The organism is Streptomyces viridochromogenes (genome assembly GCF_001270495.1).
In the GTDB taxonomy this organism is placed as follows: Bacteria; Actinomycetota; Actinomycetes; order Streptomycetales; family Streptomycetaceae; genus Streptomyces; species Streptomyces viridochromogenes_A.
Window position 1 is genome coordinate 262,228 of sequence record NZ_LGUR01000002.1, and the last position, 14,626, is coordinate 276,853.

Sequence of the window (14,626 nt, forward strand, 5' to 3'; positions counted from 1 at the left end):
GGCGGACGGCGGGGGACGCGGGTCAGCGGTTCGTGCCGACCATGGCCGGGACCGGGGCGGCGGTCGCGTCGAGGCCGCGCAGGATGTCCTCGACGCGCTGCTTGGCGTCGCCGAAGAGCATCTGGCTGTTCTCGCGGAAGAACAGCGGGTTCTGTACGCCCGCGTACCCGGTCGCCATGGAGCGTTTGAAGACGACGACCTGGGCCGCCTCCCACACGTGCAGGACCGGCATCCCGGCGATGGGACTGGCCGGGTCCTCGGCGGCGGACGGGTTGACGGTGTCGTTGGCGCCGATGACCAGGACGACGGAGGTGGCGGCGAAGTCGTCGTTGATCTCGTCCATCTCCAGCACGATGTCGTACGGCACGTTGGCCTCGGCGAGCAGCACGTTCATGTGCCCGGGCAGCCGGCCGGCGACCGGGTGGATACCGAAGCGCACGTCGACCCCGCGCTCGCGCAGCTTGCGCGCCAACTCGGCGACGGGGTACTGGGCTTGGGCGACCGCCATCCCGTATCCCGGGGTGATGATCACCGAGGTGGCGTCCTGGAGGAGTTCGGCGGTCTCCTCCGCGCTGATCTCCCGGTGCTCCCCCTGGTCGGCGCCGTCGCTCGCCACCGCCGTCTCGCCCCCGAAGCCGCCCGCGATCACCGAGAGGAAGGAACGGTTCATCGCCTTGCACATGATGTACGACAGGTAGGCGCCGGAGGAGCCGACCAGTGCGCCGGTGACGATCAGCAGGTTGTTGGCGAGGAGGAAGCCGGAGGCGGCCGCGGCCCAGCCGGAGTAGCTGTTGAGCATCGAGACGACCACCGGCATGTCGCCGCCGCCGATGGAGGCGACCAGGTGGGCGCCGAGGGCCAGTGCCACCACGGTGACCGCGATGAGCAGCCCCATGTGGGGGCGCGCGACGAAGGCCGCGGTGAGCGCGACGAACGCGGCGAGCGCGCCCAGGTTGAGGGCGTGTCTGCCGGGGAGCATGAGCGGACGGGACTTGATGCGCGCCGACAGCTTCAGGTAGGCGACGACGGATCCGGTGAAGGTGACGGCGCCTATGAACACACCGATGAACACCTCGGCGTGGTGGATGCGCAGCAGCGAGCCGGTGATCTCCTGCCCGGTGTGGCCCCCGGCGTCGACGTCGAGGTAGCCGTTCCAGCCGACGAACGCGGCGGCGAGGCCGACGAGGCTGTGCATGATGGCGATCAGTTCCGGCATGCCGGTCATCTCGACGACCCGGGCGCGCCACAGTCCGATGCCCGCGCCGACGGCCGTGGCGACGGCGATCAGCACCAGACCCGTGGCGGTGGCGGACCGCGAGGCGAGACCGACGGTGGCGGCCAGGGCGATGACCATGCCCGCGATGCCCCAGACGACCCCCGAGCGGGAGGTCCGGTGTTGGGAGAGTCCGGCGAGGCTGAGGATGAACAGCAGCGCGGCGACGACGTATGCGGCCTCTGCGGCCGTGGCGGTGGTCATCCGTGATCAGCCCTTCGAGAACATGCCGAGCATGCGGCGGGTGACGGCGAATCCGCCGAAGACGTTGATGCTCGCCAGCAGGATCGCGGCGAACGACAGCACGGTGACCACGGTGTTCCCGTGCCCGATCTGCAGCAGCGCACCGACCACGACGATCCCGGAGATCGCGTTGGTGACCGACATCAGCGGGGTGTGCAGCGCGTGGTGCACATGGCCGATGACGTAGAAGCCGATGACGATCGCCAGGACGAACACCGTGAAGTGGGCGATCAGTTGGGGCGGTGAGAAGGCGGTCACCAGGAAGAGCGCGAGCGCTCCGGCGCCGACGAGGGCGTACCCGGACCGCGCGGAGCGGGCGGGCTTCGCCGCGCTGTCGGGGACCGCGGCGGGTTCCGGGCCCTGGGCCGGTGCGGGGGTGGGCGCGGCGGACACCTGCACGGGTGGCGGTGGCCAGGTCTTCTCGCCGTCACGGACCACGGTCATCGACCGCTGCACCACGTCGTCGAAGTCGAGGACGAGCCGGCCGTCCTTGCCGGGGGTGAGGAGTTTCATCAGGTGGACGAGGTTGGTGCCGTACAGCTGTGAGGCCTGGGCCGGGAGTCTGCCGGGAAGATCGGTGTAGCCGATGATCGTCACATCGTTGTCGGTGACGACCGCCTTCCCGGCGACCGTGCCCTCGACGTTGCCGCCCTGGGCGGCGGCCATGTCGACGATCACGCTGCCGGGTTTCATCCGGGCGACGTCCTGGGCGGTGACGAGCCTCGGCGCGGGCCGGCCCGGGATGAGCGCGGTGGTGATGATGATGTCGACGTCGGCGGCCTGGTCGGCGTACAGCTGCGCGGCGAGCCGGTTGTAGTCGTCCGAGGTGGCCTTGGCGTATCCGTCGCCGCTGACCTCCTGCTCGGCGTGTTCAGGCCGTACCTCCAGGAACTCCCCGCCCAGCGAGCGCACCTGCTCGGCGACCTCGGGCCGGGGGTCGGTGGCGCGGACCACGGCGCCGAGGCTGTGCGCGGCGCCGATCGCCGCGAGTCCGGCCACTCCGGCGCCGGCCACGAGCACCTTGGCCGGCGGCACCTTGCCGGCGGCGGTCACCTGGCCGGTGAAGAAGCGGCCGAAGGCGTGCGCGGCCTCGACGACGGCACGGTATCCGGCGATGTTCGCCATGGAGCTGAGGACGTCCAGGGACTGGGCGCGCGAGATGCGCGGGACGGCGTCCATGGCGAGCACGGTGATCGGCCGCCGCGCCAGCTCCTCGACCAGTTCCGGGTTCAGCGCGGGGCCGATGAGCGCGATCAGCGTCGCCCCGTCGCGCAGCCGGCCGATCTCCTCGCTCGACGGACCGTTGACCTTCAGGACGATCTCGGCCGGCCAGGGGTCGCCGAGCCGGGCGCCCGCCTCTTCGTAGGCCGGGTCGGAGAAGCGGGACAGCTCCCCCGCCCCCGGTTCCACGACCACGTGGTAGCCCAGCGCGACGAGTCGGGCCACGGTGGCCGGGGTCGCCGCCACCCTGGTCTCGCCCGCGGTGGACTCGGCGGGTATGCCGATCCGCTGGGCTTCCTGCTCCGGTTCCCGTTCCGATGGGACCATCGTCTTCCTCTCTGATCGGGTTCGCCTCCGCCGAAGGTCTGCCCCCTGGCGCCCGTCGGGAAGCCGCGTATCCGGCGCGATCAGAAAGGTGGTGCGCCTGCTCGTCTTGGGTCGGGACGTGCTCGGCGGTCGGTGACGTGCTCCGTCAGGGCACCTCCGGGCCGCGGTACTCGCTCATCGCGTCGATGAGCCAGCGCGCCAGGTAGTCCGCGAACGAGGAGCGGGGGAACAGCCGGTACGTCGGTGCGTCGTCGACCTGCCAGAGCAGTACGGCGACGGGGCCCACCGTGGTCGCGACCGCCCGGCCGGGGCCGAAGGCCCGGGGATGCAGGTCGAGCGGGCAGCCCTTCTCCAGCACCTGCCGGGCGGCCGGGCCGCTCAGGTCCAGCATGGTGCGGTTGGCGGAGACGTCCACGACGGAGCCCGGGTCTCCCCCGAGGGCCTCGTCCAGTTCGGCGGCCACGGTGGGCGCGTCGGCCTGGGACAGCACGAGCCACTCGTCGGGGCCCAGCCAGACGACCGTGTGCGGGCCGGATGCGGTGGTGTGGCCGCACCGGCGCGGGAGCGGTGCCCCCAGGGTCTTCTCGATGCGGCGGGCCGCCTCGGAGGCGGGGTCGACACGCAGGTCGACCATGGCGAGGAACGGCCACTCGCTCAGTGTGACGCCGCGGGCGCCGGTGACGCCGGCGGCGCGCATCCGCTTCTCCAGGTGGGCCACCGGGCTCCTGCGCAGGGCGGCCGGGCCGACGCCGGCGGCTGCCCCTGTGTGGATCGTCGGCTCAGCCATCTCGCTTGGTCCCTTCAGGGTCGTAGAGGACGAAGTCGGTCACCTCGACGGGCACCAGGTCATCGCCCACCGGGGCGAGCAGGGTCTGGCCCTTCCTTGCCTGACCGTCGGCGACGAGGGCGAGGGCGAAGGGGCGGCCGAGGGCCGGGCTGTGGTAGCTGGAGGTGACGTGGCCGAGCATCGGCACCGGCCCGGCCTCGGGGGTGATCGGCACGTCCGGCGCGACGAGCTGGGTGCCCTCGGGCAGCCGGGTCGTGCGGTCGCTGGGCAGCAGGCCGACCAGCTGCTTGCGGTCCGTGCGGGCGGTGTCGGCGCGGGAGTAGGACCGCTTGCCGATGAAGTCCTTCTGCTTGGACACAACCCAGCTCATGCCCGCGTCGTGCGGGGTGACGGTGCCGTCGGTGTCCTGGCCGACGATGATGTAGCCCTTCTCGGCCCGCAGGACGTGCATGGTCTCGGTGCCGTACGGGGTGATGTCGTACGGTCGGCCGATCGCGTACACCTCCTCCCAGACCGCGAGCCCGTACCAGGCGGAGACGTTGATCTCGTAGGCGAGTTCGCCGGAGAAGGAGATCCGGCAGATCCGGGCCGGGACACCGGAGGCCAGGGTGGTCTCGCGGAAGGCCATGAAGGGGAACGCCTCGGCGGACAGGTCGACGTCGGGGGCGAGATGGGCGACGACCTCGCGCGAGCGGGGTCCGACGACGGCGATCGTCGCCCACTGCTCGGTCACCGAGGTGCAGTGGACGTCGAGTTCGGGCCACTCGGTCTGCAGCCACTCCTCCAGCCAGTCCAGGACGCCCGCGGCGCCACCCGTCGTGGTGGTCATGAAGTAGCGGTTGTCGTCGAGGCGCAGGGTCACGCCGTCGTCGAAGATCATCCCGTCGGGCTTGCACATGACGCCGTAGCGGGCCATGCCGGGCTTCAGCTTCTTGAAGGCGTTGGTGTAGACGCGGTTGAGGAACTCGCCGGCGTCCGCGCCCCAGATCTCGATCTTGCCGAGGGTGGAGGCGTCCATGAACGCCACCCCCTCACGGGCCGCGCGGCACTCACGGGCCACGGCGGTGTCCATGTCCTCACCGGGCCGCGGGTAGTACCAGGGGCGCTTCCACTGCCCGACGTCCTCGAACTCCGCGCCCTGCGCCACATGCCAGCTGTGCAGGGACGTGGTCCGCTCCGGGTCGAACAGGTCCCCGCGCTCCCGGCCGGCCAGCGCCGCGAACGCCACCGGGGTGTACGGCGCCCGGTAGGCCGTGGTGCCGATCTCCCCCGGTGACGCGCCCGCGCCCAGGGCCTCGGCGATCACCCCGATCGCGTTGACGCCGGACGTCTTGCCCTGGTCGTTCGCCGTGCCGAGCGAGGTGTAGCGCTTGACGTGCTCCACGCCGCGCATGCCGGCACCGGTGGAGCGCCAGACGTCGGCGACGGTGACGTCCCGCTGGAGGTCGACGAAGTGGGTGGTCCAGTCCGCGGGTTCGCCCTCAGGGCCGGGGACCAGCCACAGGGCACGTGTCGGGCCGGCCGCGGGCCGCGGGCCGTCGGCCGGTACGGCCACCGGGAACCCGGCCTCCGTCGCGGCCAGCGCACCCGCCCGCGCCCCCTCGGCCACACAGCCGTCGAGGTCGTACGTCCCGCGCGCCGCGCCGACGACCTGCTGGTCCCGTACGGTCCCGTCGGGGACGAAGGCCACCAGGTCCTCGTCCCAGCGCAGCCGTCCCTGGCGCTGGCTGTGCAGATGCACCACCGGGCTCCAGCCGCCGGACACGGCGAGCAGGTCGCAGTCGAACGAACTGGGTTCACCGGTGGGTCGACCGCTGTCGTCGAGGGCCCGGACCGTGACGCCGGTGAGCCGGTGGTCGCCGGACGTGTCGACCACCGCGCTGCCGGTCAGCACCCGCACGCCGGTCGCGGCGGCCACCTCGGCGGCCCGGTCGGACAGTTCGGGGCGCGCGTCCACCACGGCGGCGATGTCGACCCCGGCGGCACGCAGGTCGGCGACCGTGTCGTAGGCGCTGTCGTTGGTCGTGCCCACCACGGCCCGTGAACCGGGCGCCACGGCATACCGGTTGAGGTAGGTGCGCACGGCCCCGGCGAGCATCACGCCGGGCCGGTCGTTGCCGGCAAAGGTCAGCGGACGCTCGTGCGCGCCGGTCGCCAGGACGACCCGGCGAGCCCGTATGTGCCACAGCCGCTGCCGCGAGACGCCTTCGGGCGCGGCACTTCCCAGATGGTCGGTGCGCCGCTGGAGGGCCAGCACGTAGTTGTCGTCGTACGACCCGAAGACCGTGGTGCGTCGCAGTACGACGGCCTCGGGGGCGGCGTCCAGGGCGGCGCGCAGACCGTCGACCCGGTCGAGGTCGCTCGGCGCGCCGGAGAGCAGCGAACCCCCGGGCTCGGGCTGGTCGTCGACGAGGAGCACGCGGGCGCCGGACCCGGCGGCAGCGGCGGCGGCAGCGAGCCCGGCCGGTCCGGCGCCGACGACCAGGACGTCGGTGTGGACGTACTTCTTGTCGTAGGCGGCCGGGTCGGGCGTCGGGTCGAGCCGGCCCATCCCGGACAGCGTGGTGGCGGACAGGCCGTCGTGGAGCTCCACCGTCGTGGCGGGCAGCATGCCCTCCGAGCACGGGCCGTCGAGCTGCACCAGGGCGTTGGGCTCCTCGACGCCGGCGGCGACGATGCCGCGGGGGCGGCCGCGGTAGAGGGAAGGGGCGACCTCGACGACGCCGTTCGCCAGCATGGCCGAGGCGAGGGTGTCTCCGGGGTGCCCGGTGAGTTCCCGGCCGTCGACGGTGAACCGGAGCACTGCGGTGCGGTCGACGCGGCCGCCTCGCCGGAGCCGGAATTGCTGGTCGGTCATCGGTTCCCTCCGGCCTGGGGCAGTTCGGGGCGGGGCTCGTCGAGCCGGTAGGAGGTCAGCACCTCGTTGGTCACGGTGTCGCGCAGGACGTTGAACCAGCGGCGGCAGCCGGTGCTGTGCACCCAGCGCTCGGCGAAGGGGCCCTTGGGGTTGTCGCGGTAGAAGACGTACTCGGCCCACTGCCCGTCGGTGAGGTCCGCGGGGGTCTCGGGGTAGGGGACGTGAGCCTGTCCGCCGTAGTGGTACTCGGTCTCGTCACGCGGACCGCACCAGGGGCAGCTGATCAGCAGCACGGTGTCCTTCTCTCAACAGGCATTCAACAGGCTTTCAGCGGGCTGAAAGTGGGCTCTCAGTGGGCCACGGCGGCGGCGCCGTGCTCGTCGATCAACGCGCCCGTCCTGAAGCGGTCGAGGGCGAAGGGGGCGTTCAGCGGATGCGGCTCACCCGTGGCGATGGTGTGCGCGAACGTCCAGCCGGCGGCCGGAGTGGCCTTGAAACCGCCCGTCCCCCAACCGCAGTTGACGTAGAGGTTCTCGACGGGGGTCACCCCGATGATCGGGGACGCGTCCGGGGTGACGTCGACGATGCCGCCCCAGGTGCGCAGCACGTGGGCGCGGGCGAACACGGGGAAGAGTTCGACGGCGGCGGCCATCTGCTGCTCGATGACGTGGAAGGAGCCGCGCTGCCCGTAGCCGTTGTAGGAGTCGACGCCCGCGCCCATCACCAGCTCGCCCTTGTGTGCCTGGGACACATAGACGTGCACGTGGTTGGACATGACGACCGTCGGGTGCACCGGTTCGTGCAGCTCGGAGACCAGCGCCTGGAGCGGGTGTGACTGCACCGGCAGCCGTACGCCCGCCCGCTCGGCCAGCACACTGCTGTGCCCGGCGGCCGCGAGGCCGACCCGGCCGGCGTGGATGCGGCCGCGGTTGGTCTCCACGCCCACGACCCGGTCGCCGTCCTTGAGGAAGCCGGTGACCTCGCAGCCCTGGATCAGGTCCACGCCCAGCTCGTCGGCGCGGCGGGCCAGCGCCCAGGCCACGTGGTCGTGCTTGGCGATCCCGGCCCGCGGCTGGAAGGTGCCGCCGAGGACCGGATACCGGGTGCGGGACGAGACGTTGAGGATGGGGCAGACCTCGGCGACCTCGTCCGGCTCCAGCCACTCGGCGTCGACTCCGTTGAGCCTGTTGGCGTTGACGCGGCGCACGCCCTCGCGGACGTCTTGGAGGGTGTGCGCGAGGTTGAGGACGCCGCGCTGGCTGAAGAGGAAGTCGTAGTCCAGCTCCTGCGGGAGCCCCTCCCACAGCTTCAGCGCGTGCTCGTAGATCGCCGCGCTCTCGTCCCAGAGGTAGTTGGAGCGGATGATCGTGGTGTTGCGGGCCATGTTGCCGCCGGCCAGCCAGCCCTTCTCCAGGACGGCGACCTTGGTGATCCCGTGGTTCTTGGCGAGGTAGTAGGCGGTGGCGAGGCCGTGGCCGCCCGCGCCGACGATGACGACGTCGTACGAGGAGCGCGGCTCGGGGTTGCGCCAGAGGAAGTCCGGGTGCTCCGGCAGCGGCTCGGCGGTCATGCCGCGTCTCCGTTCAGGTGGGACAGGCGGGACAGGTGCGGGTAGAGGGGAAAGGCTGAGGCGAGCTTCTCGACCCGGTCCCGCAGCGGGCCGGCGTCCTCGTCGCCGAGCTGCTCCTCCTTCAGGGCCTGGGCGATGATGTCGGCGACCTCGCGGAACTCGGCCGCGCCGAAGCCCCGGGTCGCCAGGGCGGGGGTGCCGATCCGCAGCCCGGAGGAGACCATCGGCGGGCGCGGGTCGAACGGCACCGCGTTGCGGTTGACGGTGATGCCGATGCGGTGCAGCCGGTCCTCGGCCTGCTGTCCGTCGAGCGCGGACTTCCGCAGGTCGACGAGGACCAGGTGGACTTCGGTGCCGCCGGTCAGGACGGTGATGCCCGCCTCGGCGACGTCGTCGGCCAGCAGCCGCCCGGCGAGGATGCGGGCGCCGTCCAGGGTGCGCTGCTGGCGCTCCCGGAACTCCTCCCCCGCGGCCACCTTGAAGGCCACCGCCTTCGCCGCGATGACATGCTCCAGCGGGCCGCCCTGCTGGCCGGGGAAGACCGCGGAGTTGATCTTCTTGGCGAGGTCGGCGCGGCTGAGGATCACACCGCCGCGCGGGCCGCCGAGGGTCTTGTGGGTGGTGGTCGTGACGACGTCGGCGTACGGCACCGGGCTCGGGTGGAGCCCTGCGGCCACCAGGCCGGCGAAGTGCGCCATGTCCACCATCAGGTAAGCGCCCACCGCGTCGGCGATCCGCCGGAACGCGGCGAAGTCCAGCCGTCGCGGGTACGCCGACCAGCCGGCGACGATCATCTTGGGCCGGTGCGCGAGGGCGAGCTGCTCGACCTCGTCCATGTCGATGCGCAGGTCGGACTCGCGCACGTGGTACGGCACGACGTTGTACAGCTTGCCGCTGTAGTTGATGCGCATGCCGTGGGTCAGATGACCGCCGTGCGCCAGGTCGAGGCCGAGGATCGTGTCGCCGGGCTTCAGCAGCGCGAACATCGCGGCCGCGTTGGCCTGGGCACCCGAGTGCGGCTGCACGTTCGCGGCCTCGGCGCCGAACAGCTCCTTCACCCGGTCGATGGCGAGCTGCTCGACGACGTCGACGTGTTCGCAGCCGCCGTAGTAGCGGCGGCCCGGGTAGCCCTCGGCGTACTTGTTGGTCAGCACCGAGCCCTGGGCCTCCATGACGGCGGCCGGGGCGAAGTTCTCCGAGGCGATCATCTCCAGCGTGGACTGCTGACGGTGCAGCTCGGCGCCCACCGCGGCGGCGACCTCCGGGTCGAGTTCGCCGAGCGGGCGGGCGAGAGGGGAGGTGAGTGTGCTGGTCGACGGGTTGGTTGCCATCTGTGCACCATCCTGGAAGCCAACTAATGCGCAACTGATATATTAGGCCGTGCGGTACGGTATGGGAGCTCGCCGGACAGGTCAAGGGGGCATTTCATGCAGCAGGTGGCGACCGGGCCCGCAGGCCGCGAACCCGGCGGGGAACCCGGGGTCGGGAGGCTCACGGTCGATCGGCCCGGGGGCGAGGACCTCTCCCTCGCCGAGCGCGCCTACCGTGCCATCCGCGACCGCCTCGTCATGCTCGAGATCCGCCCGGGCGCACCGATCAACGAGGAGCAGCTGGGCCAGTCCCTCGGTGTCGGCCGGACGCCGGTGCGCGAGGCGCTCAAACGGCTCCAGTACGAGCGGCTGATCACGACCTACCCCCGACGCGGCACCTTCGCCACCGAGGTCAACATCACCGACCTGGCCCATATCTCCGAGGTGCGCCAGGAGTTGGAGCCGCTCGCCGCCGCCCAGGCCGCACGGCGCGCCACGGCCGCCGACCGGGCGGCCCTGACGGACCTGCGCCGGGAGCTGGAGGGCGTGGATCCCCGCCGGGACGACGCCGCCGAGCTCATGCATCTCGACCTTCAGGTCCACCGTGCCGTCTACGCCGCCGCGCACAACCCGTACCTGGAGGACACGCTCGTCCGCCACGACAACCTGGCCACCCGGATCTGGTGCCTGTTCATCGACCGGCTGTCGGACATGGCCGGCCATGTCGAGGAGCACGGGCCGTTGATCGAGGCGATCGTCGCCGGTGAGCCCGAGAAGGCGGCACAGCTGGCCCGCAGCCATGTCGAGGACTTCGAGCGGGCCATTCGCGCGGCCATCTGACACCGCACCGCGCGAGGCCGAGCGACGACCTCTCAGTGCGCGGCGCCCCGTAGCCCTTCCCGGCCCCAGCGGGCGAGCCGCAGGTCGTCGTCGCCCAGGACGCAACACGCCCTAGCCCCAGAGGACCTGCGGAGGTCTCGCAGCGCGGCGAGCGCAGCGGCAGGCGCTCGGCGCAGGCCGCTCTCCGGCGGCTCAGCTCTGATCGCCTATCTTGGCGCCTATGCAGTCCTACACGATCGGCCAGGCGGCGCGTCTGCTCGGAGTGAGTCCCGACACCGCGCGACGGTGGGCCGACGCCGGCCGGGTCGCCACGCATCGGGACGAGAGCGGGCGACGCCTCATCGACGGGAAGGATCTGGCCGCCTTCTCCGTGGAACTGGCCAAGACCGGAGGCGGAGGAAGTGGCGGTGGTGGTGGCGAGGAGGACGTCTCGTACACGTCCGTCCGCAACGCCTTCCCCGGCATCGTCACCGCCGTGAAGCTCGGCGACATCGCCGCCCAGGTGGAGATCCAGGCCGGGCCGCACCGGCTGGTGTCGCTGCTGACGCGGGAGGCCGTGGAGGAGTTGGGGCTGGAGGTCGGCATGGAGGCCACCGCTCGGGTGAAGTCGACGAACGTGCACATCGACCGTGCCTGAGCGGGGCCGAGTCGAACCGAGCTGAGCCGGGGGTCTCCACCCGAGTAACCCGCCAACTGGCCGCTGGGCAGTGCCCGGTGATCGCCGGCTTGAGGTTCTTGGCGGCGGCCATGCGCTCCGCGGTCAGGTACGCCGGCCAGAAACGGCTGTGAGATCACGACGTCCGCGTCGGGCAGTCCACGGCCGGACACCGACCCGGCGCGGTCCTTGTCGGAGGTGACGACGACCGTGTGCCCGGCTGCCTCCAGGAAGCCGTACAGGCCGAGTTCGCGGCAGACGCTGCCGAGGAGGTGGCCCGGGGTGAAGTCCGCCGCGGACGGGGCGGGGTGGTCCGGCCGCCGGGGTAGTGGTCGATTCCGGGGCGGTCGTCGTGGGCGTACGTCGTCTGTACCCGTCGGTGGGGTCGTCATACAGGACGTAGAGCGCAGGGCCGGCGAGCAGGCACAGCGGGAGGGCGGCGTCCTGCGACCAACGGGCCGCTCGTCAGCATGTACCGCCCGCCGTGCGACCCGCGCCCGTACAAACGCACATTCCAACCGACCAGATCACAGTCACCGCTCATGCGATGTGACAGGAGACTTTCCCCTCGCATCTGCGGCACTATCATCAGCGCAATGAAGTGTGTCCGTCAGGACCAGAGGGAGTGAACCCGTGATGACCCGTACCGCGCGCCGGAACCGCCGCATGTCGCAGGTGAGCGGCGTTGGCGCAGCCGCGCTGCTGGCCCTGAGCGGCTGTTCGTCCTCCGGCTCGGACTCCTCCGTGTCGGCCTCCGACTCGGCCTCGGGCAAGATTTCCGGCGACGTGACGGTCTTCGCGGCGGCCTCGCTGAAGGAGAGCTTCACGGCGCTGGGCAAGCAGTTCGAGAAGGAGCACCCGGGTACGAAGGTCACCTTCAGCTTCGGCGGCAGCGACTCCCTCGCCGCGAGCATCACCGGCGGCGCGCCGGCCGATGTGTTCGCCTCGGCCAGTCCCAGGACGATGAAGATCGTCACGGATGCGGGGGACGCCTCCGGCGCGCCCGCGACCTTCGTCCGCAACGAGCTGGAGATCGCCACCCTGCCGGGCAACCCCGACAAGATCGGCTCCCTTGCGGACCTGACCGAGTCGGGCCTGAAGGTCGTGCTCTGCGACAAGGAGGTGCCGTGCGGCGCCGCCGCCCAGAAGGCGCTCGACGCGAGCAGGCTGAAGCTCACTCCCGTCTCCTACGAGCAGGACGTCAAGGCCGCCCTGACGAAGGTCGAGCTGAAGGAGGCCGACGCGGCGGTCGTCTACAAGACCGATGTGCGCGCGGCGGGTGACAAGGTGGAGGGCGTGGAGTTCCCCGAGTCCGCCGACGCCGTCAACGACTACCCGATCGCCCTGCTCAAGGACACGCAGAACGCCGAGGCCGCGAAGGCGTTCATCGCGCTGGTGCGGTCCGCCGAGGGGCAGAAGGTCCTGACCGAGGCCGGGTTCCTCAAGCCGTGACCTCGACCGACAGGACCGGCGCCGCGACGGACACCCTCCGGGGTGGGCCGCGGCGCCGGCGCGTCCGTACGGGCGTTCCGCTGCCCCTGCTGGTCCCCGCGCTGATCGGCCTGGCGTTCCTGATCGTGCCGCTGATCGCCCTGCTTGTACGTACCCCGTGGCACAGCCTGCCCGAGCAGCTGACCAGCCCCGACGTGTGGCAGGCACTCAGGCTGTCGCTGATCTGCGCGACCTTGGCCACCGCCGTGAGCCTGGTCATCGGCGTGCCGCTGGCCTGGCTGCTGGCCCGGGTGGAGTTCCCCGGCCGGGGCCTCGTACGGGCCCTTGTCACCCTCCCCCTCGTCCTGCCGCCGGTCGTCGGCGGTGTGGCGCTGCTGATGGCTCTCGGCCGCAACGGCATCGTCGGGCAGTGGCTGGACTCGTGGTTCGGGATCACGCTGCCGTTCACCACCACGGGGGTCGTGATCGCGGAGGCGTTCGTGGCGATGCCGTTCCTCGTGATCAGCGTCGAGGGCACCCTGCGGGCCGCCGACCCGCGGTACGAGGAGGCGGCCACCACCCTGGGCGCCTCCCGCTTCACCGCGTTCCGCCGGGTCACGCTGCCGCTCATCGCGCCCGGCATCGCGGCGGGCGCGGTGCTGGCCTGGGCGCGGGCGCTCGGCGAGTTCGGCGCGACGATCACCTTCGCGGGCAACTTCCCGGGCCGTACCCAGACCATGCCGCTGGCCGTGTACCTGGCCCTGCAGAGCGACCCGGAGGCCGCGATCGCCCTCAGTCTGGTGCTGCTTGCGGTGTCGATCGCGGTGTTGGCGGGGCTGCGTGACCGTTGGATGAGTGCCGGATGACCCGGCCCGCACGAGCGTGGGACGACCGCCGGATGACCGAGACCTACGACGTCCACGCCGACACCGCTCCGGACGGCCTCGACGCCCGCCTGGTGGTGGACCGCGGCGCCTTCCGGCTCGACGTGGCCCTGGCCGTGGCGCCCGGCGAGGTGGTCGCGCTGCTCGGTCCGAACGGCGCGGGCAAGACCACCGCCCTCCGGGCCCTCGCCGGGCTGACCCCGCTCACCGGCGGCCGTCTGCGGCTGGACGGTGCGGAGTTGGACCGTACGCCGCCGGAGTCCCGCCCGGTCGGCGTCGTCTTCCAGGACTACCTGCTCTTCCCCCACCTCACGGCCCTCGACAACGTGGCCTTCGGCCCGCGCTGCCAAGGCGCGACCAAGGCGGAGGCGCGGGCGCAGGCCGCCGAGTGGCTGGACCGGCTGGGACTCAAGGACCATGCCGGCGCCAAGCCGCGCAAGCTGTCCGGCGGGCAGGCCCAGCGCGTCGCCCTCGCCCGCGCCCTCGCCACCCGCCCGCGTCTGCTGCTCCTCGACGAACCCCTCGCGGCGCTGGACGCCCGCACCCGTCTGGAGGTGCGCGCCCAACTGCGGCGCCACCTGGCCGAGTTCGAGGCGGTCGCCGTACTCGTCACGCACGACCCGCTGGACGCCATGGTCCTGGCCGACCGCCTGGTCGTCGTCGAGCACGGCCGGGTCGTCCAGGAGGGGACCCCGTCCGACATCGCCCGCCGTCCCCGTACGGACTACATCGCCCAGCTGGTCGGCCTGAACCTCTACCGGGGCGAGGCCGAGGGCCACACCGTCCGTCTCGACGCCGGTCCGGCCGTCACCACCACGGAGGAGTTGTCCGGCCCGGTGTTCGTGGCGTTCCCGCCCAGCGCGGTCACCCTCCACCGCGAGCGCCCGACCGGCTCCAGCGCCCGCAATCTCTGGCGCTGCGAGGTGGCCGGCCTGGAGACCCACGGCGACCAGATCCGCGCCGATCTCGCGGGCGGACTCGCCCTCGCCGCGGACCTGACCACGGTCGCCGCCGCCGAGCTCGATCTGCACCCGGGCGCGGAGGTCTGGGCGACGGTGAAGGCGACGCAGACCCATGCCTACCCGGTATGAGAGCGCCGTCCGGGGAGGCGCCACCTGAGGGCACCTCCGGTCGACTCCCCGGCAGTCGCACCGAAGCGGACTGTCACTCGATGTGCCCGCTCCCGTACAGTCCGTGCCACCAGCGCTTGGCTGCGGCCGAGCCCCAC

General features: G+C 71.9%; 12 protein-coding genes and 1 pseudogene. 5 read left to right on the plus strand and 8 right to left on the minus strand.

Features of this window, described 5'->3' with window-relative positions; translation table 11 throughout:
* Positions 1–22: 22 nt before the first annotated feature.
* The 7 genes from pntB to glyA form a co-directional block, all read right to left on the minus strand.
* A complete protein-coding gene (gene pntB, locus ADK36_RS01115; RefSeq protein WP_048579683.1) occupies positions 23–1,477 on the minus strand; it encodes a Re/Si-specific NAD(P)(+) transhydrogenase subunit beta in 1,455 nt (484 codons plus the stop codon).
* Positions 1,478–1,483: 6 nt separating this feature from the next.
* Positions 1,484–3,064 (minus strand): Re/Si-specific NAD(P)(+) transhydrogenase subunit alpha, encoded by a 1,581-nt coding sequence (locus ADK36_RS01120; RefSeq protein WP_048579682.1) that lies wholly within the window; start codon positions 3,062–3,064, stop codon positions 1,484–1,486.
* Positions 3,065–3,209: 145 nt separating this feature from the next.
* Positions 3,210–3,851, minus strand: coding sequence for a sarcosine oxidase subunit gamma (locus ADK36_RS01125; protein WP_048579681.1), 642 nt, complete (start codon positions 3,849–3,851; stop codon positions 3,210–3,212).
* Positions 3,844–6,708 carry a sarcosine oxidase subunit alpha family protein gene (locus ADK36_RS01130; RefSeq protein WP_053195936.1) on the minus strand — a complete coding sequence of 955 codons (2,865 nt, stop codon included), beginning with the start codon at positions 6,706–6,708 and terminating at the stop codon, positions 3,844–3,846. Before ADK36_RS01130 ends, ADK36_RS01125 begins: the two co-directional genes overlap by 8 nt.
* Positions 6,705–7,001 carry a sarcosine oxidase subunit delta gene (locus tag ADK36_RS01135; RefSeq protein ID WP_048579679.1) on the minus strand — a complete coding sequence of 99 codons (297 nt, stop codon included), beginning with the start codon at positions 6,999–7,001 and terminating at the stop codon, positions 6,705–6,707. Before ADK36_RS01135 ends, ADK36_RS01130 begins: the two co-directional genes overlap by 4 nt.
* Positions 7,002–7,057: 56 nt before the next feature.
* Positions 7,058–8,278 carry a sarcosine oxidase subunit beta family protein gene (locus ADK36_RS01140; RefSeq protein ID WP_053195939.1) on the minus strand — a complete coding sequence of 407 codons (1,221 nt, stop codon included), beginning with the start codon at positions 8,276–8,278 and terminating at the stop codon, positions 7,058–7,060.
* The gene (glyA, locus tag ADK36_RS01145) at positions 8,275–9,609 is read right to left on the minus strand and encodes a serine hydroxymethyltransferase (RefSeq protein ID WP_048579677.1); all 1,335 of its coding nucleotides are present in this window, start codon (positions 9,607–9,609) and stop codon (positions 8,275–8,277) included. Before glyA ends, ADK36_RS01140 begins: the two co-directional genes overlap by 4 nt.
* A gap of 96 nt (positions 9,610–9,705) precedes the next feature.
* Between glyA and ADK36_RS01150 the strand changes: the two genes are divergently transcribed.
* Together ADK36_RS01150 and ADK36_RS01155 are read left to right on the plus strand one after the other, a co-directional pair.
* The gene (locus ADK36_RS01150; RefSeq protein ID WP_078916032.1) at positions 9,706–10,428 is read left to right on the plus strand and encodes a GntR family transcriptional regulator; all 723 of its coding nucleotides are present in this window, start codon (positions 9,706–9,708) and stop codon (positions 10,426–10,428) included.
* 220 nt (positions 10,429–10,648) lie between these two features.
* Entirely contained in the window at positions 10,649–11,065 is a 417-nt protein-coding gene (locus ADK36_RS01155; RefSeq protein ID WP_048579676.1) for a TOBE domain-containing protein, read from the plus strand.
* A 76-nt stretch (positions 11,066–11,141) separates the two neighbouring features.
* Here the strand turns inward: ADK36_RS01155 and ADK36_RS49875 are convergent.
* A pseudogene (locus ADK36_RS49875) lies at positions 11,142–11,506 on the minus strand (NAD-dependent formate dehydrogenase); the annotation flags it as partial.
* A gap of 213 nt (positions 11,507–11,719) precedes the next feature.
* Between ADK36_RS49875 and modA the strand changes: the two are divergent.
* Genes modA through ADK36_RS01170 form a run of 3 tightly spaced genes read left to right on the plus strand, consistent with a single transcriptional unit; the run spans position 11,720 to position 14,489 of the window.
* The gene (modA, locus tag ADK36_RS01160) at positions 11,720–12,535 is read left to right on the plus strand and encodes a molybdate ABC transporter substrate-binding protein (RefSeq protein WP_048579675.1); all 816 of its coding nucleotides are present in this window, start codon (positions 11,720–11,722) and stop codon (positions 12,533–12,535) included.
* A complete protein-coding gene (gene modB / locus ADK36_RS01165; RefSeq protein WP_053195941.1) occupies positions 12,532–13,380 on the plus strand; it encodes a molybdate ABC transporter permease subunit in 849 nt (282 codons plus the stop codon). Before modA ends, modB begins: the two co-directional genes overlap by 4 nt.
* Before the next feature lie 32 nt (positions 13,381–13,412).
* Complete coding sequence (locus ADK36_RS01170) at positions 13,413–14,489, plus strand: ABC transporter ATP-binding protein (RefSeq protein WP_048579867.1); 1,077 nt, start codon at positions 13,413–13,415, stop codon at positions 14,487–14,489.
* Positions 14,490–14,626: the final 137 nt, after the last annotated feature.

Bases quoted from the DNA above. Each gene is read 5' to 3' on its own strand.
- ADK36_RS01170 (WP_048579867.1), top strand. From the start codon at position 13,413: ATGACCGAGACCTACGACGTCCACGCCGACACCGCTCCGGACGGCCTC.
- pntB (WP_048579683.1), bottom strand. From the start codon at position 1,477: ATGACCACCGCCACGGCCGCAGAGGCCGCATACGTCGTCGCCGCGCTG.
- ADK36_RS01150 (WP_078916032.1), top strand. From the start codon at position 9,706: ATGCAGCAGGTGGCGACCGGGCCCGCAGGCCGCGAACCCGGCGGGGAA.
- ADK36_RS01120 (WP_048579682.1), bottom strand. From the start codon at position 3,064: ATGGTCCCATCGGAACGGGAACCGGAGCAGGAAGCCCAGCGGATCGGC.
- ADK36_RS01130 (WP_053195936.1), bottom strand. From the start codon at position 6,708: ATGACCGACCAGCAATTCCGGCTCCGGCGAGGCGGCCGCGTCGACCGC.
- modA (WP_048579675.1), top strand. From the start codon at position 11,720: ATGACCCGTACCGCGCGCCGGAACCGCCGCATGTCGCAGGTGAGCGGC.
- ADK36_RS01140 (WP_053195939.1), bottom strand. From the start codon at position 8,278: ATGACCGCCGAGCCGCTGCCGGAGCACCCGGACTTCCTCTGGCGCAAC.
- ADK36_RS01155 (WP_048579676.1), top strand. From the start codon at position 10,649: ATGCAGTCCTACACGATCGGCCAGGCGGCGCGTCTGCTCGGAGTGAGT.
- glyA (WP_048579677.1), bottom strand. From the start codon at position 9,609: ATGGCAACCAACCCGTCGACCAGCACACTCACCTCCCCTCTCGCCCGC.
- ADK36_RS01125 (WP_048579681.1), bottom strand. From the start codon at position 3,851: ATGGCTGAGCCGACGATCCACACAGGGGCAGCCGCCGGCGTCGGCCCG.